The organism is Anoxybacillus flavithermus (assembly GCF_002742685.1).
Classification (GTDB): domain Bacteria; phylum Bacillota; class Bacilli; order Bacillales; family Anoxybacillaceae; genus Anoxybacillus; species Anoxybacillus flavithermus_E.
Window position 1 is genome coordinate 1 of record NZ_PEDM01000025.1, and the last position, 19,393, is coordinate 19,393.

Genomic DNA, 19,393 nt, shown 5'->3' on the forward strand with positions numbered 1-19,393 from the left:
CAGGCGAAACGACGTTTGGAGGCTTGGATTCACCGATATGTATGTTGTCCTTGTTCGGCTGTACGTGCCATCGCAAAATCGCTTGTCAGACGAACAGATGAAATCATATCGTGCATATTGTCACCTTATTCGAATGGAAAAATAGAGGGAACGAATAACAAGATCAAGCTAATCAAACGTCGGGGGTACGGATACAGAAATATCCAGCGTTTTGCCTTGCGGGTTCGTCTAGAAACAGCTAACATACTTTAATGGTAGGTTCAAGTACATCTTTTGGTGATGAACCATAAAGGAGGGAATTCATATGCTTGATATTCAACAAATTCAACAAATTATTCCACATCGCTATCCGTTTTTACTCGTTGATCGCATTGTGGAAGTGGAAGAAGGAAAGCGCGCCGTCGGCATAAAAAACGTGAGCGCAAACGAACAATTTTTCGCCGGTCATTTTCCTGAATATCCGGTCATGCCAGGCGTATTAATTGTCGAAGCACTTGCGCAAGTTGGAGCTGTCGCCATGTTAATGAAAGAAGAAAACCGCGGTCGCCTCGCCTTTTTTACAGGGATTGACAACTGCCGATTTAAAAAACAAGTGAAACCAGGCGATCAACTTCGTTTAGAAGTCGAAATGATTCGCTTTAAAGGAGCAATTGGCAAAGGAAGAGGAGTCGCTACCGTCGATGGTGAGCTTGTATGCGAAACAGAAATCATGTTTGCGCTCGGTGAAAAATAATGCATAACCGTCTCCTTTCTGGGCATGTTATAGGTGATTACATATAAGACAGAAAGGAGACAAACGATGAAAACGAAATGGCTACTCAAACTACTTAGCGCGCTCATCGCCATTATGGTCGTAACGGGCTGCAATAACGATGATACAGACAACGAGGTAAATAACCAAGAAGAAATGCAGCCAGGTGAAGATACAAATGAAGGTGTCGGCGACGATGAAAACGACGCTGTGCCAGATGAAGAAGATGCAGTCGAAGATGCAGAAGATATGAATGATGCTGACAATACGGACGAATAAACGTAAGAGGTTTCCTCTTGCGTTTTTTTATTGCTATACTTCCTATAACACCTAGCAAAGTTATAAAAAAACTTTGTCAATCCGCGTTTCTTTATGATACATTAACGGTTGACGATTATCATATGGAGGGTTTTATATATGTTAAAGCAGCTTTCTCATCGTATGAAGATGAATATGACTTTATCAATTAAGAAAGTGTTTGAACGATATATGGCAAGCATCGGCTGGGACGAGACAAAATATGATGCCGCAACATTGATGGAACAATGGCGCCATTATTTGTACAATGAAGCGACATGGTTTGCAGAATTAGACGATGCGATAAAAACAAACCCGCAATTTCATGAACAGCTTGCCGCACGCATTAACGAAATTATTGATCAACTCGTCAACGAACCTCCAACAGACGACCAAATCGCAGAAATTAACCGTCTCGTTGAACGGCTTGGCATCGACGATTTCCCTTACGGCTGTCGATTAGAAGCAAAATATCATATTGAACGTTTGCAACACGATTTAAAAAAAAAGAAAAGCTAACGAAACAAGCGAGTGAAAAGCAACGAAAACTGGCAGAAATCTTATATTACCAAGCATATGACCGCTCGCTACCAGATCGCGATTATACCGTTGCGGAAATAAACAATATTATTGCACAGGCAAAACAAATGATTGCACAAGAAGAAACAGAAGAAGGGACTGTTCACTAACCGGCAGTAAATAGAACTGCTGGTTTTCTTTTTTGTGGGAGAAAATTGACAAAAAGGGTAGAGAAACGAAGGAATTTGCCGATATAATGAATGTAGTGAATGTTTTTGTCGAAAATATGTGTATGATATTTTACCGGTATCAATGAAGGTCATTGGTCGTGCTGTGAATGGGGAGGATGACGATCTGATCGCCTCTCAGACGCTTGTCGTCGATGATGCGAATGGGTTAGATACCCAATGCTAACCTTGTTTTTGTTTATGTCTCTTTTTGGCCGTGTTATAATGAAAGAAACGGACAAAGGGGGGGATACAAATGAACCAAGAGCTAAAAGATGTGTTTCGCTCTGTGTTAAAGGAAGAATTGCAGCCGATTCATGGGCAATTGGAGCGTGTTGAACAAATACAACAAGAGTTACAACGTGGCCAAAAAGTATTAGAAGAGAGTGTCGCTCAAATTCAGCAAGATGTAGCACAACTACAAGCAGGCCAGCAGGCGTTGCAGCAAGATGTAGCACAACTACAAGCAGGCCAGCAGGCGTTGCAGCAAGATGTAGCGCAACTGCAAGCGGGTCAACAGACGTTGCAGCAAGATGTAGCGCAACTGCAAGCGGGTCAACAGGCGTTGCAGCAAGATGTAGCGCAACTGCAAGCGGGTCAACAGGCGTTGCAGCAAGATGTAGCGCAATTACACGTAGGTCAACAAAAATTAGAACATGAGATGGGCGAAATGAAACTGTCACTTGGAAATATGGAACAGACGCAAGAACAGATTCTCGAAGAGTTACGCATATCAAAAAACAACCAAGCATTAGTGCTAAATGATTTGACAAGCATAAAAAAATCAATGGATGTGACGGTTGCTTATTTGCAACGTAGATCCGACGTAATGTTTGATAAAATGATTGAACATGAAAAAGAAATTTTAAATTTAAAAACACGTCTACCAAATTAACTCCCAATGGGAGCTATTTTTTTATACATCGACGTATGTATTATGCATAACATGTACGTGGGTGTATAGTTTAGAAAGCGAGGGATATGTGTGAAAAAGGTGCGAAAAGCGATTATTCCAGCTGCAGGGCTTGGAACAAGATTTTTACCTGCGACAAAAGCGATGCCGAAGGAAATGCTTCCGATCGTCGACAAACCGACGATTCAATACATCGTTGAAGAAGCGATTGAATCAGGCATTGAAGATATTATTATCGTCACAGGAAAAGGAAAACGCGCCATCGAGGATCATTTTGATCATGCATTTGAACTAGAACAAGCGTTATTAAAAAGCAATAAACACGATCTACTAGAGAAAGTAAAAGAACCGTCCAAAGTGGATATTCATTACATTCGCCAAAAAGAGCCAAAAGGATTAGGTCATGCGGTCTGGTGCGCACGCAAATTTATAGGTGATGAGCCGTTTGCTGTGTTGCTTGGTGATGACATTGTCCAAGCAGAAACCCCTTGTTTAAAACAACTGATGAACGAATTCGAACAAACAAGAAGCTCTGTTATCGGAGTGAAAAAAGTCGCTGATGACGAAACGCATCGTTACGGCATTATCGACCCACTCGATAAAAAGGGACGAAGATACCAAGTGAAACAATTCGTCGAAAAACCAGCACCAGGCACCGCACCGTCGAACTTGGCAATTATGGGACGGTATATTTTAACACCAGAAATTTTTATGTTTCTCGACAAGCAAGGAGCAGGGGCAGGTGGAGAAATTCAGCTGACGGATGCGATTCAACAGTTAAATGAAATTCAGCGTGTTTTCGCATATGAGTTTGAAGGTAAGCGGTATGACGTTGGAGAGAAGTTAGGGTTTATCCAGACGACGGTGGAATTTGGACTGCAGAACGAAGAAATTAAAGATGATTTGTTGAAATTTATGAAAAAAATAATTGAACAATATGAGCGGCCATAAGCCTTATGCTTATGACTTTTTGTCTCTTATTTTAACCCAGGAAGGGAGTATACAACATTGGCTTATCGAACACGATTATGGACTCTTCTATTGTCTTATCATTTATATTACTGTAGGTGAGTATTTTTTACAATAATTTCCATTTATTAAGAGACAAACAGGGTACCCCTTAGGATAGAGAATCCGATTCGTCTTCAGCATCGTAATGACGTGGAACCCTTTTTTCAAGCAGGCTCCCACGAGGACTTTCGATGAATACCAAGAGTCCATGAGCACATAAACGAGTTGGCGTGTATCTAAAGAAGAAAGCGTCTCCATCGCGAGTTCTCCTTTGCTTTTCCCCACCTTCTTGTCATAGAGGCGAAAGGCAAAAGGAAACGCTTGCGTCATCGTGTGAACCATGAGCCAGACGAGTGAATGCCCTCAAATCGTTTTTTTCTCCGCATGGGAATAATGCCAATCACACCCTTGAATGGCGTGTGTTGCCCGTGACGAGGGCTTCGTCTTTTGGCAAATCGTATCATCGATCGAAACAAAAAGAGGTGGATTCTTCTGTTTAGCCATGCGTTCGACACGATGAAGCATCCATTGCTGGAGTTTGCGAAGCAACGTCTCTTCCTCCCAAGGGCTTTTCGTGAAAAAATGGCTGAGTGTCGTGCGATGGTTCGGATGAAAGCTCCCATGATGAAGATCAATCAATGTTCCCGAAAAGCCTTTCTTAATCATGGCGTCGACGACATGAACGAAATGTTTCATGACCGATTTCGAGAAATAAAGTGCTAACCCCAACATCGTCAAAAACTTGTGAATTCCTTGATGATGTGCTAGTCTATTCATGAGACATGAACCTCCTTGTGGGTAGTTGGTAGCACATCTATTCTAATCAAGGAATCGGGTTCATGTCTTCTTTTTTGTTTGGTTGTAAATTTATGTTAGTGGATTTGCTCATCTACAGTTTAAAATAAAATGAGGATGCAAACGTTTGCATTAAAACATAAACGCGTTTGAAGTTATTATAATGATGAATGTTAACGCTTACAATACTATTTTTTATTTTTATACATTTCACCAAATTTGAAAGCTGTGCAGTTATTTTATGTGGAGGAATGTATAAAGGACCGCCTTTCTTCGGCAGTCCTCTCGCATTTTCGCGCTACTTGAAGCGAATGGTCGCAAGTCGTCGGTTTACTTCTTCGATATCAAAGCGCTCTGGATCAAAGTCGTCTCCGTACCATTCGTCATACCATTCTAAAAACTCTTGACGCTCTTGTTTTCGCGTATCGTCCTTCATCATGTCGATTGCATCTTGGTAGCCCCAAACGCCACCGACATCTTCTGGTGGGCATGCTCGTGATCCTTTGATGCAAACAGGATGTGTTAACGGTTCGATTCGTTTTTCGATTTTCTCCAATGTAATGATATGATCCCAGTTGTCCCCGAAGTCATACGTATACAGCACTTTTTGTTTCTCTTTACTTAAATATTTTTTAATCGGTGTTTTTTGTGAATCGAGCTTGTCCTTCCAAAGAGTCATAAAACGATCATCTGGATGCGGGACGTCAATGATCGCATCACTTGTTTCAAACTGATACAAATGGTAATTTCCCCAGCCCATCGCCTCTTGAATGATGAGATGGAGCTGATCGAATGTTATGTCGCTTGGGACGAGCACACGTCGCCAAATCGGTGGACGAATACCGCGCAACTGAATTTTTAATTGATAAATTGTTTCAGCTTTCTTGACTTGTTCTAAAGTTTGTTCAATCTCGTGGCGGAGCGAAGCGGGTAATGTCTCGTAATCTGATAACTTTGTAATCTTTTTTAATGTTTCCCATGCAGTTGGCATATGCTATTCCTCCTCTGTCCTTTTACTATAATCATAGACAAATGTTCACTTTCTTATAAGTGAAATGGTTTATTTTTTGAAAAATATTTTTCAGAATAGCTGTACCGTGCAAAAGTGTTCGTATTTGTGTAAACTGAAAAAAAACGTGCACGGAGGTTGGTTATGAACATTGTCGTTGTCGGAACAGGATATGTTGGTTTAGTGACTGGTGTAACGCTTGCGCATATTGGTCACCGAGTCGTATGCGTGGATGTCGATGAACAAAAAGTCGAACAGATGAGACAAGGCATTGCACCGATTTATGAGCCGGGCATTGAGCTATTAATGAAAGAAAATATGGAAGCAAATCGGTTGTTTTTTACAACAGATGGGGCGCGTGCATATCGAGAAGCGGATGTCATTTACATCGCGGTCGGCACGCCTGAAAATGAAGATGGTTCGGCGAATTTGACGTATTTGAAACAAGCGGTAAAAGACATTGCTTCAGCGGTGACGAAAGACGTGATCGTCGTCACGAAAAGTACGGTGCCGGTTGGTACGAATCATGAAATAAAACGTATGTTTGAGTATTTGGCTCCGCATGTGCGCATCGATGTCGTGTCGAATCCGGAATTTTTACGTGAAGGTTCAGCGATTTATGATACGTTTCATGGTGATCGCATTGTGATCGGGGCGGATGATGAACGAGCGGCAGCTGTGGTCGCACACATTCATCGTCCATTTGGCATTCCGATTTTTCAAACGGATATTCGGAGCGCAGAAATGATTAAATACGCCTCAAATGCCTTTTTAGCAACGAAAATTAGTTTTATTAACGAAATTGCGAACATATGTGAAAAAGTTGGCGCAGACATTGAACAAGTGGCAGCGGGAATGGGAATGGATGAACGTATCGGCTCATCGTTTTTACGTGCCGGTATCGGTTACGGTGGCTCTTGTTTTCCGAAAGATACGAAAGCGTTAGCGAAAATTGCAGCAAATATAGATCATGATTTCGAGTTGTTGAAGGCAGTCATTGAAGTAAACAATAAACAACAACGAAAGCTCGTTGAAAAAGCAAAAAAACGTTTTGGACATATTCAAGGCAAAAAAATTGCCCTTCTCGGTTTGTCGTTTAAGCCAAATACAGACGATATGCGAGAAGCGGCATCGCTTGTTATCGCACGTGAACTCGTTGCTGAACAGGCGATCGTTGTTGCTTACGATCCGATTGCGATGAATAAAGCAAAAGCGGTATTGCCGAAAGAAGTGATATATGCAAGCCATGTCGAAGAAGCGCTCAAAGATGCGGATGCGGCGATGATTTTAACAGAGTGGGATGAGTTTCGACAACTCGACTTATCTGTATACGTCAAGCAAATGAAAACGCCGATTATTTTTGATGGGCGTAATTGTTATGCCCTTGAAGATGTCAAAAAGTATGCCATCGAATATTATTCAATTGGAAGAAGAGCGATCAAATAAGGAAGAAATGATGCTCGATTTTTCCATATCTGTATAGTAATATGGTCATATATCGGGTTGAAAGGAGTTTCTGTATGATTTTAGTCGTTGGTGGAGCGGGATACATCGGCAGCCACGTCGTCAAACATTTAGTGGAAACAAACTCGGTCGTTGTGCTTGATAATTTATCGACAGGGCATCGGTATTTAGTCGATAAACGAGCGGTGTTTGTGCATGGCGATTTAGGGGATCGGGCAACGCTTGTACGCATTTTTGAAAAATATCCGATTGATGCGGTCATGCACTTTGCGGCAAATAGTTTAGTAGGCGAGTCGGTTGCAGAACCGATGAAATATTATAAAAACAACGTCGCTGCGACATTAACGTTATTAGAAACGATGATGGCATATGGAGTGAAGCGGTTCATCTTTTCATCGACAGCGGCTGTGTACGGTATTCCAAACGTTGATATTATTACGGAACAATGTCCGACGCTTCCAATTAATCCGTACGGCCGTTCGAAACTGATGATTGAGCATATGCTTTCTGATTTTGCATCAGCGTATGATTTACGCTACGTCGTCTTGCGCTATTTTAATGCGGCAGGTGCGCATGAAAGCGGTGAAATCGGGGAAGATCATCACCCAGAAACGCACTTAATTCCGCTCATTTTGCAACATTTGCTTGAATTGCGCGATAAAATTTCAGTGTTTGGCACAGATTACGATACACCAGATGGCACATGTATTCGCGATTACATTCATGTGATGGATTTAGCAGAGGCGCACATTCTCGCTTTGCATGCCCTTCTTGCTGATCAGAAAAAGACGGCTGTATACAACCTTGGCAACGGTCTCGGCTATTCGGTGAAAGAAGTGATCGACATGTGCGAGCGCGTGACAGGGAAAAAAGCAACGATTGAATATACAGCGCGTCGTCCGGGAGATCCGGCTCGCCTTGTTGCTTCATCCGAAAAAATTGCCCGCGAACTCGGCTGGCAAGCGACACGTTCGTTAGAGGACATCATTAAAACCGCTTGGAATTGGCATAGTAAGCAAAGAGGTTGAATACGTTTCAGCCTCTTTTTTCGTTTGTTCCCAAATTTGACAATGGATTTATGTGTTCGTTACTCTATCATTAGAACAAACATGGGGGGAGATATAATGGGCATTAGCCATTTTTCGATTCGGCGTCCTGTGCTGACATTTGTGTCGATGATTATCGTCATTCTTTTAGGGGCGGTATCGTTATTAAATATTCCGATGAAGTTAATTCCCGATATTCAGCCACCTGTTGGGGTTGTTGTGGCGACGTATCCGGGGGCAGGGCCAACGGAAGTGCTTGAAAAAGTGACGAAGCCGTTAGAAAGCAGTTTAGCGACGTTGCCGGGGTTAAAGTCGATGACGTCAACATCCCAAGAAGGCTCGACGCTCATTTTATTGCAATTTTCATGGGCGACCGTCATTGATGACATGCAAAATGATGTCATGCAGCGCATTGATCAAGCGCCACTTCCAGATGATGTGCAAAAGCCGCGATTTTTGAAGTTTGATCCGTCGCAGTTTCCAGTCATTCAATTGACGCTAACGAGCCAAAAAGGAACTGAGGAGTTAAAAACGTTAGCGCAACAGTTAAAAGCAGAGCTTGCGAAAACAGAAGGTGTAGCGAGCGTGAACGTATCCGGCACGTTAACAAAGCGCGTACGCGTGCTCGTGGATCAAAATAAACTGCGCACGTATCGGCTTTCCCAACAAGACATTGCGAACTTTATTTCAGCCAATAACGTGTCGCTGCCGGGTGAAACGGTTGTCATCGATGAGCGGCAATTATCGACGCGCATTTTAAGTACTGTACAATCTGTTGATGAATTAAAAAAACTTGTTGTGACAATCGATCCGCTGACAAAAAAGCGTATTCGTCTACAAGATGTAGCGAAAGTCGAACTCGTTTCAGACGAACAACAAACCATAACAAGAACGAATGAACAGCTGTCTGTGTTGATGAGCGTACTGCAAAAAGCGGATGCGAATACGGCGGAAGTGTCAAAAGCGTTTCAAAAGCAGCTAGACAAGCTATTGAAAAAAGAGCAATTTCAACACGTCCGTGCTGATATATTATTTGACCAAGGGGAGTTTATTGAACGGACGATTCGAAATATCGCCCAGTCGCTCGTGTTAGGTGGGGCGTTTGCGATGGCGGTGTTGTTTATCTTTTTACGGAACATCAAAAGTCCAATCATTATTGGCATCGCCATTCCGTATTCGGTCGTTGTGACGTTTGTGTTAATGTATTTTTCCGATTTTACGTTAAACATTATGACGCTTGGCGGATTAGCACTCGGAATCGGTATGCTTGTCGACAACTCGATCGTCGTCATCGAAAATATTTCGCGCCATTTAGCGATGGGGAAAGAGCCGAAAGAAGCGGCAAAAGACGGGGTAAGCGAAGTCGGAAGTGCCATCGTCGCTTCCACGTTAACGAGCGTTGCCGTATTTATCCCTGTGCTATTTATTACCGGATTAATCGGTGATTTATTTACCGAATTTGCGCTGACGATTGCGTTTAGTTTGCTTGCTTCGTTGTTTGTCGCGTTAACGGTTGTGCCGATGCTTGCGAGCCGTTGGTTGCGCCCGCGCAGACGTTATCGCGAAGAAGCGCGGTTATCTTCTGCCCCGATGCGCGTGCTCGAACGAAGCTTACGTTGGTCATTGCGCCACCGTTTCGTTGTGTTGTTGCTGGTGGTTAGTTTGCTTGGTGTTGGTGTTGTCGGGTTAACAAACGTCGGAATGCAGTTTTTGCCGAATACAGATGAAGGGTTTTTCTCGATTCGTGTGCAAACGGAGGACGGTTATTCTTTACAAGCGACAGAGCGTGTCGTTCAAGCGATTGAACATGAGTTAAAGCAGGTCGATGAGATTGAAACGTACGTCAGTCTCATCGGTTCAACGCAAGAACAGTCGTTTCGTGGAACGACACAAAGCAACGTAGCGGAAATATATGTGAAAATGAAGCCGAAAGATAAGCGTGAGCGCTCGGTGTTCGTCATCGTTGACGAGTTAAAATCACCTGTGCAACAAGCGGTGAAAAAAGTGAACAAAACCGCGGAAGTGTCGTTTAACTTGCAAGCATCGACAGGAAGTGCGCCAAATACGTTAACATTTAGTGTAAAAGATACGGATGAGAAGCGGTTGAAACAAGTCGTCAGTAAAATTGAAAAACGAGTGAAGGCGTTAAAAGAAGTAAAAGAAGTGACAACAGATGTATCAGAAACAGTTGATGAAATTCAAGTTAAAATCGATCGGGAAAAAGCGTTGCAACATGGGCTCACCCCAGCGCAAGTCGCCATCGTTGCCGAACAAATGACGCGCGGAACGACAGCGACGCGCATCATTGACGCATCTGCGAACGTGTACGATGTGACGGTCGAATACGATGAAAACGTGAAAAATTCTGTATCCGACTTAAAGCAGTTGCTTGTGAAAAAGCCGGACGGTTCGTTTGTGAAACTTGGCGACATTGCATCCGTTTCGATCGGCAAAAGCCGCGTCCAAATTCAGCGCGTAAATGAGCAAAGCGCTGTTCAGTTTACGGTGAAATATAAAAATTCCGTGACACTTGGCGACATATCGGCGCTTGTCGATCGCGAAATCGAAAAGCTCGATCTTCCGTCAGAAACAGATATCGTCTTTAGTGGCGATCGGGAGTTGCTTGAGTCGTCCATTGACGATTTAGCATTAGCGTTTGCGTTGGCGGTGACGTTCGTCTATCTTGTTATGGCAGCGCAGTTTGAATCGTTTAAACATCCGTTTATTATTATGTTTACGATTCCGCTTATGATCATCGGCATTACAGCTGGCTTATGGTTTACGCAAACACCGATGAGCGTCATGGTCATTATCGGTGGCATCGTCCTTGCGGGCATTGTTGTAAACAATGCGATTGTGCTTGTGGACTACATGAACCAGATGCGTGCGCGCGGAGAGCGGGATATTATTGTCACAACGGTGAAACTTCGCCTTCGTCCGATTTTAATGACGGCGTTAACGACGATTTTAGGTTTGTTGCCGCTCGCCTTTGGCATTGGTGATGGGGCAGAGCTCAATCAGCCGATGGCGATTACCGTTATCGGCGGACTAATTAGCAGTACCTTTTTAACGTTATTTGTCATTCCGATTGTGTATAGCTTTACGTTACCAAGAAAGTTTTACATTCAAAAATAAACAGCCGATCGTGCCGGCTGTTTATTTTTTTCGCTTTTCTAGCTTTTTTGTCATTTGTTCAAGCAGTTTTTCCCATAACGTTTGTTGCTTCGTTCCTTTTTTCTTTGCCATGTTTCACCTCATGAAAGCGTAAATAGTTCACGCAATTGTTCGTTCGACAGTTCGGTAATCCACGTTTCGCTTTGGATAAGCTGTTCATTGAGCGCTTGCTTTTTCTCGAGCATATCATCAATTTTTTCTTCAATCGTACCCGTTGTAATGAGTTTATGCACGTGGACGAATTTCGTTTGCCCGATGCGATACGCTCGGTCTGTCGCTTGGTTTTCAACAGCAGGATTCCACCAACGGTCAAAATGAATGACGTGGTTGGCAGCTGTTAAGTTAAGACCTGTGCCGCCTGCTTTGAGCGATAAAATGAATATATGAAACTGTCCGTTTTGAAATTGTTCGATCATCTCATCGCGCGTTTGTTTCGGTGTGCTTCCGTTTAAAAAGACGACCGTTTCTTTCAAATGCGTAGAAAGAAGATGTTGGATCATCTCGCCCATTTGAATGTATTGCGTAAAAATTAAACAGCTTTCTTTGTTGTCGCGAATTTGCTCGACAAGCTCAAGCAACTTTTCTACTTTATGCGACCGTTCAACAATTTGTTTCGGATGTTTTTCTTTTAAATAAAGGGCAGGATGGTTACATAGTTGTTTTAAGTTATTTAGCATTTGTAAAATGATGCCGCGCCGTGCAAAGCCGTCCGCTTGTTCGAGTTTTTCAAGCGACTGTTGCACAATTTGTTCATATAATGACGCTTGTTCGATGGTGAGCGGACAATATTCTTTTTGTTCGAGTTTGTCTGGCAAGTCGAGCGCAATTCGTTCATCTGTTTTTGTTCGGCGCAGTAAAAATGGACGAATCAATTTTTGCAGTTTTTCCGTTGCTTGTGCGTCTCCATTTTTCTCAATCGGCGTCGCAAAGCGGCGTTGAAACTCCGTCTGTGAGCCTAAGTAGCCTGGGTTTAAAAAGTGGAAGATGCTCCAAAGTTCGTTTAGTCGATTTTCAATCGGTGTACCGGTAAGCGCAATTTTATGGCGTCCTTTTAGTTTACGAATGGCACGCGCTTGTTTCGTTTGGGCATTTTTAATGTTTTGCGCTTCGTCTAAACAAATGACGTCCCAATCGATGCTTGCGAGGTCATCGAAATCTAAATGTGCCAAGCTGTATGATGTAATGACAAGGTCACAGCTTTTTGCTTTTTCGACAAATGTGTCACTGTGTTCACGATTTGACCCGTGATGAACGTAGACGGTTAAAGACGGTGCGAACTGCTGACATTCTTTTTGCCAGTTGCCGATGACGCTCGTTGGGCAAATGAGCAAGGCAGGTCCGTTTCGCTTTTCGTTTTCTTTTACGTATGTAAGATATGCAAGCATTTGTACGGTTTTTCCAAGCCCCATATCGTCTGCTAAACAGCCGCCAAAGCCGAGCTGGCGTAAAAAGACGAGCCAATCAACGCCACGTTGTTGATACGGGCGTAGCGTCCCTTGAAATGTTTTCGGAACGGCGATAGTCGGAATATGGTCGATATTTTTCATTTTTTTCACAAGCGACGTGAATGAACGGTTTAGTTCAATATCAATTGGTTCATCGTCTTCATGTTGTTCGTTTGTTTTCTCAGCGAGTGTTTGTATGAGTACGTCGCGAATCGATAAACCTTCTTGCTTTGCTTGTTTCATCAGTTTTTGTACGTGTTGAATGACGGCAGGGTCAAGCTGCACCCATTGGTCGCGAATGCGTACGAGGCGACGCTTTTGTTCAACGAGTTGGGCGAATTGTTGTTCTGTCAGTTCGATGCCGTTTGTAGCGATGCGCCAATCGAAATCGACGAGTGCATCTAGTCCGAATACAGATGTTGCCGATGATTTCACGCGTGCTTTTACCCGAAGGCGCGTTTGTTTCACGACTTCCCACCATTCTGGCACAATGACGCGAACACCTGCTTCAGTTAGTTCCATTGTCGCTTCCACTAAAAAGCGCCACGCCTCTTCTTCGGTTAGTTGCGTGCGCAAAGCGCCATTGTCGCTCAGCCATGGAACGATCGTTTGCCATCGTTGTTTTGCTCGTTCAATATGGTTAGCGTATGCTTGCCAAGCTTTCGGCATATTCGGATAAACGGTGATGTCGTTTGTTGCTGTGTCGATGAGCACCGTTTCAAGCGACCATGCACCACCATCTTCCTCAGGTTCGTTTAAACGAATGGCGACGATAAACGGCAGACGGTTTTTATCCCAGCCGATTTCAGTGAGCCAGTCATGCTCGTCCATGAATGAAGCGCTGTCGCTTGTGAGAAGTGGATACGTTTTCACGATTTGTTCCCACGTTTCTTTTAGTTCTATGTCAGATTGAATCCAGTCGTTTATCGCTTCTGAGCGCCACATAGCAACGAACGGATGGTCTTCTTCTATTCCTTTCCAACCGAAACGTCCTTGTTTCCATGCTGCAAAGTCAGGCATGAATTGTTTTTGTTCGATGCCTGCTACGATTTGTTTTGCCCATGTTTGAAATTGCTTGCTTTGTTCGTCCCATATGATATGAATCAATCGATTGGACGATGGATAAGCAAAAAACGTAAGCGCCTCCCAAGGCGAAAGAAGGACGCCGATATGTGTTCCAATCGTTTCGACAGGGGCAAATGTGCCATAAAACGTTTCTTCATGCCAACAAAAGACGAGCTCTTTCCATTGATCGGGGTGCGCATCATCACTATAAATGAAAAACTGTTTTTGTTCATCAAGCCAGCGGCTTTTTAGTTCAAGTTGCATCATATGAATTTCCCTTTCCGTAATAAATCTTGAAAGGCACGTAATCGTTTTGTTTGTTCAACTAATTTTGCGATATACGCTTCCCAGCGGGGCATTTGTTTTAATGCTCGGTAATGTGCCCGCAGTTTTCGTAAATGTTTTATTGCTTGTTCATATGCGCTGCGATTTTTTTGTTCGATGTAATGCATAATCGTTTGGTGATACAAAGGAAGAACGAGCAAACGATCTGCTTGTTCGACTGCTTTTAAATGGAGCGGGTGAATCATATCGACAGTTGCTTTTTCAAGCATATATAATTCAATGAGCTCTTTCCATTTTTGTTCATCAAATAAGTAGTCGATGTACGTATAGAAACTGTACGGAAGCAGTTTTTGAAGAAGCTGTTCATATCGTTCGGTTTGTTCGTTTTTTGTAGCGATACTATATTGGACATAGGCAGATAATACATGTTGAACAAACCACTCACGGTCGCCTATATGAAGCGAATACAAGTATGTCTCCACATTTTGTTCGAGGCGATGAAACCACTCTGCTCCACGTTGAATTTGTTTTTTTGCAAATGACATATGCATGAAACGGACGATATGTTCCGTTGCTAAGTATGGAAACGGTTCAATGAGCTGATAGGCACGATGATCGTCTTCAAGCAAAAACGATACGTACGAAGCTGCGCCGATAAATGGAATTTTTTCTTCTACGGTTTGTTTTTTGTTTAACTGTTCAATCGCCCACTTACATTCTTCTTGACGATATGTTTCGTCGGTCAATACAGTTGTCCATATGATTTCGTATACATCTAATATTTGGCTAAAGTACGTTAATTCGCCTGACAATACGTTTCTTACGTACGGGATGGTAGCGTATAAAAGTTGTTCATGTGCTTTTGTGCGCGGTTTTTTCACTAAATTTGTGAGCGCTTGTTGTACGGTTGAAGAAAATTGTTCTACATGTCGCTCTTGCATGATCGCGAAGTAGCCCCATGATTGTTGCGGAATATGAATGAGTTTAATAAATGTAAATAAGGCAGCATGAACATAATATAAATGATCTAAAAACGGCGCTTTTGACTTCGGTGGCTCGAAAGTTGGGAAAAACGATTGAACGAGCCTACGCATATGTTCTTCTTCCGTTACATTGTATAGCGGAATGCGACGATATTTCTCCTCAAACGATTGCCACCACGCGTCAATGATATTTGCGCTGTTTGGCGCGTTGCTTTCATCTTTCTCGTTTGGTTTCTGTTGCTGAACGGTTTGTTGTTTTACTTGTATGTCTTTTCGCTTTTCATCGTTTACTGCTTTTTTTTGTTTTGTCACTGGCTCTTTCCATGTTCGAATTAAATTCCCAACGGCATCAATTTGGTTGTACGCATATAAAAATAACGCAATATTGTGTGGACATAGACCTACGGCTGTGCAAGTGCATGATGAGCCCGCCGCCTGCTTTAATCGAAAAGACGGCTCATATGTATGTCCTCGGTCTGACACTTTCCCTTTCAGCACATCGTCCTCAATCGTCACGTTATATACATGCCCGGTGCGATACAACTGCCACGCACGTTTAATCAAATCGCTATGTTTTTTGTACGGCAGCAGCTTCATGACACGTTGAGCCGCTTTCGTCATCAACTCTTGCGGCAACATCGTCTGTAACATTACAGCATCTCCTTCTCTTAAATTTGTCCTCATTTTAGCATGATCGCCGTTTGTTTACAAATGGAATAAATCAGTCGTACAACAGGGATAAAAGTGGTAAAATGATTTGTAGATTTCTATTAGGTAGAAAGGACTTAAATAATGATACAAACTAATCGCTTTATGTGGTGGGGGCTTGTCGTTGCATGGTGTGCGTTGATTTACTATTTTACCGAGTCCCCGCTATTTACTGGAGAGCAAACCGCGCAATGGATACGCCAGTGGTTAAATTATTTTGGAATTGAAACGAATCGTCCTGTAAGCGACGGATTATTTTCATGGAATTTTATCGTTCGGAAATGTGCGCATATGACGGTATTTGGAACGTTTTCGTTTTTTGCGTGGAAAGCGACGGGTTCATACCGTGTTGCTTGGTTATTGACGCTTTTTTGCGCTATGTTCGATGAATGGCATCAATCGTTTCAACCGAATCGAACAGCGTTGTTTTCTGACGTCATCATCGATATGATCGGGGCGACGATTGTGTTATGGATTGTTTGGAAGGCGAATAAGCGAGCATAGGCGCTCGCTTATTTATCAGCAGGAAATACAATGCCGGTTTGTTTTCTTGCTTTGTCCATAATTTTCATTGTCGCAAGTGAACGAGTGTGTGAATTGATTGTTGATTCCTTTTCTCCTCGTTCGATGAGCGTCATAAATTCAAGCGCTTCATAGTACATCGGTTCGTACGGTTGTGGAACGGTAATGTCTTCGATGCGCCCGTCGCGGTAATGAATATGAACGCGTGTTGGGGTATGAATCGCATCGATGACGATCGTTCCTTCTTCCCCTTGAATTTCGGCAGGAGTATACGAGTTTGCGATTTTTGAATACATAACAACCGCATCCATCTCACCGTAATCGAGTATAATGCTCCCTTCGCCATCCACTCCAGACGACAAGCGAACGCTATGAGCTTGAATGGCTTTCGGCTCGCCAAATAAAACAACGAGCGGATATAAACAATACACGCCAAGATCCATTAACGCTCCGCTTGAAAAGGCAGGGTGAAAGGCGTTGGCGATCGTTCCTTGTTTAAACGCATCGTAGCGCGAAGAATATTGGCAATAACTTGCGACGTAACGACGAATGCGTCCGATTTTCGGCAAATGATGTTGAATGGTTTGAAAGTTTGGTAAACACGTTGTTTTCATCGCTTCCATCAACACGACATCGTTTTTCCTTGCTGTTTCGATCATCGCTTCTATTTCTTTGACGTTAGATGCAAGCGGCTTTTCACAAATGACATGTTTGCCGTGATTCATGAGCATCATCGCTTGTTCGGCATGAAAAGCGTTTGGACTTGCGATATATACAGCATCAATATCATCGCATGCGGCAAGCTCGTGTAAATTGGTGAACGTTTGTGTGGCGCCTGTTTTTTCGGCGAAAGTATGTGCCGTTTCTTTTTGGCGAGAATAGACTGCTTGTAAATGAAATGACGGGACTTGTTTGGCGGCGCGAATAAACGCCTCTGTAATCCAGTTTGTTCCGATTGTTGCAAAACGAATCATTCGTTTTCTCTCCCTTTGATATATGTCCAACCGTCTTGTTGGTACACTTTTTCTTCTTTCATTAATCGTCCGAGCGCGCGTTTAAATGCGGCTTTGCTCATATGAAAACGAGTCTGAATGTCTTCTGGATCGCTTTTGTCGCTATACGGCATCGCACCGCCACGGCTTTCAAGATAGTTGTAAATCGTTTCAGCATCTGTTTGTAAACTTTCTTGTTTTCGCGGAAGTAGTGATACGTTGATCGTTCCGTCTTCTTTTACAGCGATGACGCGTCCTTCGACGAGTTCGCCAAGGCGTGGTTCTCGTCTTCTTTGTGATTCGTGAATAAACCCGACATAGCCAACGTCTGTAATGAGAAACGATCCCGCTTTAATCAAACGATAAATGCGACCGCGCACGTTTGTGTTAAACGCAGAAGGTGGCGCAGGAACGCTTATTTGTTTCATCGTTTCTTCATCCGCAAGTTTAGCGAGCAGTCTCCCCCGTTTGTCCACTTGGAGTGAACAGTACAATTCATCTCCTTTTTCCGGCCAAAGCGTCGGAAGCGAAGGTAAGTCGTCAATCGATAATAACATATCTTTTTCAATCCCAATATGAACGAAAACGCCTAATTGCGGCACAACGTCGACCACTTCTACCCAACCGTATGATGATGTTGTAATGAGCGGTTTTTTCATCGTCGCGCGCATGCGTCCGTCGTGATCATGATATAAAAATACATGTACATCTTCCCCAATGTGTAATTCGCCTTCATATTGACTGTCATGAAGCAAGGCGCTTTCTTTTCCGTTTGTGACGATATAGCCGAACGGTTTTTGTTCTTTTACTTTCCATGTAACCATTTGTCCAATCATGTATCTCTTCCTTTTTTGTAAGTAGTTTATCCATTATTGTACATGATTAAAATGAAAGAGACAAAGGATGTATCTTGTTTCAGTTTGGCGTGATACAATGAAGAAAAAGAGATTGAGGTGAGAACGATGAATAAAGTAGCACGAAATGCGTTATGTCCGTGCGGAAGCGGGAAAAAGTATAAACATTGTTGTGGGAACAATGTCGTTTCTATTCATAAACTTATCGATCAAGAAGTGGAACAGCATATGCACGATTTCATTCGCTATGCCGCTTTCGAACACGAGTCTTTTTTATATCAACATACAAAATTATACATAGATCAAAAAGAACGAGATGAAGATGTGCTCATGATTTTTCGGTTTTTCATTAGCACATGGGTCATGTTTTTTAAAAAAGATATACGCGGTATGACGATTCTCGATTACTACTTAAGCACGATTCGGAAACATCACGTCCGCCCATCCGTGCTGTCTATTTTGACATCTTGGAAAGAAGCGTTCCCGTCATTTGTACAAATCGATCATATGGACGGTTCGTTTGCGTTCGGAACAGATCTCGTCACAGGGGAAACGAAACAAATCAAATTTTTAGATGAAAATATTGATTACGATCTCGAATTGGGACACGTGATAACAGGCATTTTCGTTCCACATGGGCAATATACAACTTGTTTTTCAACATTTTTCCCCATGCCGATCGTGTTATCGAACGCTGTAAGACATTTTGTACAAGAGCATTGGGAGCAATGTAACAAAGACCGTCAACAATGGATCGAGCAATATCCATATATTTTTCAACAGTCGCTATCGATTTCATTAATTGACACGGACGAGTTGTCGCCGAAGCAGCAAGAAGTGTTAAACGTTCTTGAACAAAAAGCAAATATGGACGACGTGAGTGCGATGGATACGGCACGTATCGTCTGGCGCCAATATTGTCGCATGAAAAATCCGAGCATTCGCAAGCCAGAAGTGTATGCGGCTGCTTTGCATTACCTTCTTATAGAAACCGTTTTGCAAGAAGAATGGATGTCGCAAAAACAGCTGGCGGAAATGTACGGCATATCAGCAAGTACGCTTTCCAAACGAATTGATGATTTATATATGGCGCTTGGAGATTTGGCATTAGATTTGGGAGATCATCTGGATGAACTAGCCGAAGCGCTCGGAATAGATGAAGGATGGGACGACTATGATGATGTTTGGGACGACTGGGACGATGACGATTGGGACGATGAAGACATCTTTGAAGTATGTGAAGATTGCGATGAAGAGGAGTAAAGGGAGCGTGTGGCTCCCTTTTTTAAAAGATAAGAAAGTATAAAATTTCGAATTGATGTCTAGCTCCAAG

General features: G+C 42.9%; 16 protein-coding genes and 1 pseudogene. 11 read left to right on the forward strand and 6 right to left on the reverse strand.

What is annotated here, in order from left to right; all coding sequences use genetic code 11:
• The 6 genes from CS060_RS10320 to galU form a co-directional block, all read left to right on the forward strand.
• Positions 1-252 (forward strand): transposase (locus tag CS060_RS10320; RefSeq protein ID WP_143269814.1); only part of this gene is annotated, 252 nt, incomplete at its 5' end.
• A 52-nt stretch (positions 253-304) separates the two neighbouring features.
• On the forward strand, positions 305-733 hold the full coding sequence (fabZ, locus tag CS060_RS10325; RefSeq protein ID WP_035049467.1) for a 3-hydroxyacyl-ACP dehydratase FabZ: 429 nt from the start codon (positions 305-307) through the stop codon (positions 731-733).
• A gap of 66 nt (positions 734-799) precedes the next feature.
• Positions 800-1,030 carry a hypothetical protein gene (locus tag CS060_RS10330; RefSeq protein ID WP_035049463.1) on the forward strand — a complete coding sequence of 77 codons (231 nt, stop codon included), beginning with the start codon at positions 800-802 and terminating at the stop codon, positions 1,028-1,030.
• Between the two features lie 138 nt (positions 1,031-1,168).
• Positions 1,169-1,567, forward strand: coding sequence for a hypothetical protein (locus CS060_RS10335; RefSeq protein WP_035049460.1), 399 nt, complete (start codon positions 1,169-1,171; stop codon positions 1,565-1,567).
• A 483-nt stretch (positions 1,568-2,050) separates the two neighbouring features.
• Positions 2,051-2,689, forward strand: a complete 639-nt coding sequence (locus CS060_RS10340; RefSeq protein ID WP_099668931.1) for a hypothetical protein — start codon at positions 2,051-2,053, stop codon at positions 2,687-2,689.
• Positions 2,690-2,779: 90 nt separating this feature from the next.
• Complete coding sequence (galU, locus tag CS060_RS10345) at positions 2,780-3,658, forward strand: UTP--glucose-1-phosphate uridylyltransferase GalU (RefSeq protein WP_035049454.1); 879 nt, start codon at positions 2,780-2,782, stop codon at positions 3,656-3,658.
• A gap of 156 nt (positions 3,659-3,814) precedes the next feature.
• On the opposite strand, the pseudogene CS060_RS10350 reads toward galU, so the two are convergent.
• Together CS060_RS10350 and CS060_RS10355 are read right to left on the reverse strand one after the other, a co-directional pair.
• A pseudogene (locus CS060_RS10350) lies at positions 3,815-4,495 on the reverse strand (transposase); the annotation flags it as partial.
• Between the two features lie 316 nt (positions 4,496-4,811).
• A complete protein-coding gene (locus CS060_RS10355; RefSeq protein WP_231563677.1) occupies positions 4,812-5,504 on the reverse strand; it encodes a plasmid pRiA4b ORF-3 family protein in 693 nt (230 codons plus the stop codon).
• Positions 5,505-5,666: 162 nt separating this feature from the next.
• Here CS060_RS10355 and CS060_RS10360 point away from each other — a divergent pair, with 162 nt between their 5' ends.
• The 3 genes from CS060_RS10360 (at position 5,667) to CS060_RS10370 (ending at position 11,167) form a co-directional block, all read left to right on the forward strand.
• On the forward strand, positions 5,667-6,968 hold the full coding sequence (locus CS060_RS10360; protein WP_035049453.1) for a UDP-glucose dehydrogenase family protein: 1,302 nt from the start codon (positions 5,667-5,669) through the stop codon (positions 6,966-6,968).
• Positions 6,969-7,042: 74 nt separating this feature from the next.
• Entirely contained in the window at positions 7,043-8,014 is a 972-nt protein-coding gene (galE, locus tag CS060_RS10365; protein WP_035049451.1) for a UDP-glucose 4-epimerase GalE, read from the forward strand.
• 96 nt (positions 8,015-8,110) lie between these two features.
• Positions 8,111-11,167 (forward strand): efflux RND transporter permease subunit, encoded by a 3,057-nt coding sequence (locus CS060_RS10370; RefSeq protein ID WP_035049449.1) that lies wholly within the window; start codon positions 8,111-8,113, stop codon positions 11,165-11,167.
• Between the two features lie 119 nt (positions 11,168-11,286).
• On the opposite strand, the gene CS060_RS10375 is transcribed toward CS060_RS10370, so the two are convergent.
• Together CS060_RS10375 and CS060_RS10380 are read right to left on the reverse strand one after the other, a co-directional pair.
• A complete protein-coding gene (locus CS060_RS10375) occupies positions 11,287-13,980 on the reverse strand; it encodes a DEAD/DEAH box helicase (RefSeq protein WP_099668940.1) in 2,694 nt (897 codons plus the stop codon).
• A complete protein-coding gene (locus tag CS060_RS10380; RefSeq protein WP_035049447.1) occupies positions 13,980-15,635 on the reverse strand; it encodes an SWIM zinc finger family protein in 1,656 nt (551 codons plus the stop codon). Before CS060_RS10380 ends, CS060_RS10375 begins: the two co-directional genes overlap by 1 nt.
• Before the next feature lie 141 nt (positions 15,636-15,776).
• On the opposite strand from CS060_RS10380, the gene CS060_RS10385 reads away from it, so the two are divergent.
• Positions 15,777-16,196, forward strand: coding sequence for a VanZ family protein (locus CS060_RS10385; protein WP_035049443.1), 420 nt, complete (start codon positions 15,777-15,779; stop codon positions 16,194-16,196).
• Positions 16,197-16,204: 8 nt separating this feature from the next.
• On the opposite strand, the gene CS060_RS10390 is transcribed toward CS060_RS10385, so the two are convergent.
• Both CS060_RS10390 and CS060_RS10395 read right to left on the reverse strand, forming a co-directional pair.
• On the reverse strand, positions 16,205-17,188 hold the full coding sequence (locus CS060_RS10390; RefSeq protein WP_035049441.1) for a Gfo/Idh/MocA family protein: 984 nt from the start codon (positions 17,186-17,188) through the stop codon (positions 16,205-16,207).
• On the reverse strand, positions 17,185-18,042 hold the full coding sequence (locus CS060_RS10395) for a CvfB family protein (RefSeq protein WP_035049439.1): 858 nt from the start codon (positions 18,040-18,042) through the stop codon (positions 17,185-17,187). Before CS060_RS10395 ends, CS060_RS10390 begins: the two co-directional genes overlap by 4 nt.
• 126 nt (positions 18,043-18,168) lie before the next feature.
• Here CS060_RS10395 and CS060_RS10400 point away from each other — a divergent pair, with 126 nt between their 5' ends.
• On the forward strand, positions 18,169-19,323 hold the full coding sequence (locus tag CS060_RS10400) for an SEC-C metal-binding domain-containing protein (RefSeq protein WP_099668932.1): 1,155 nt from the start codon (positions 18,169-18,171) through the stop codon (positions 19,321-19,323).
• Positions 19,324-19,393 lie beyond the last annotated feature (70 nt).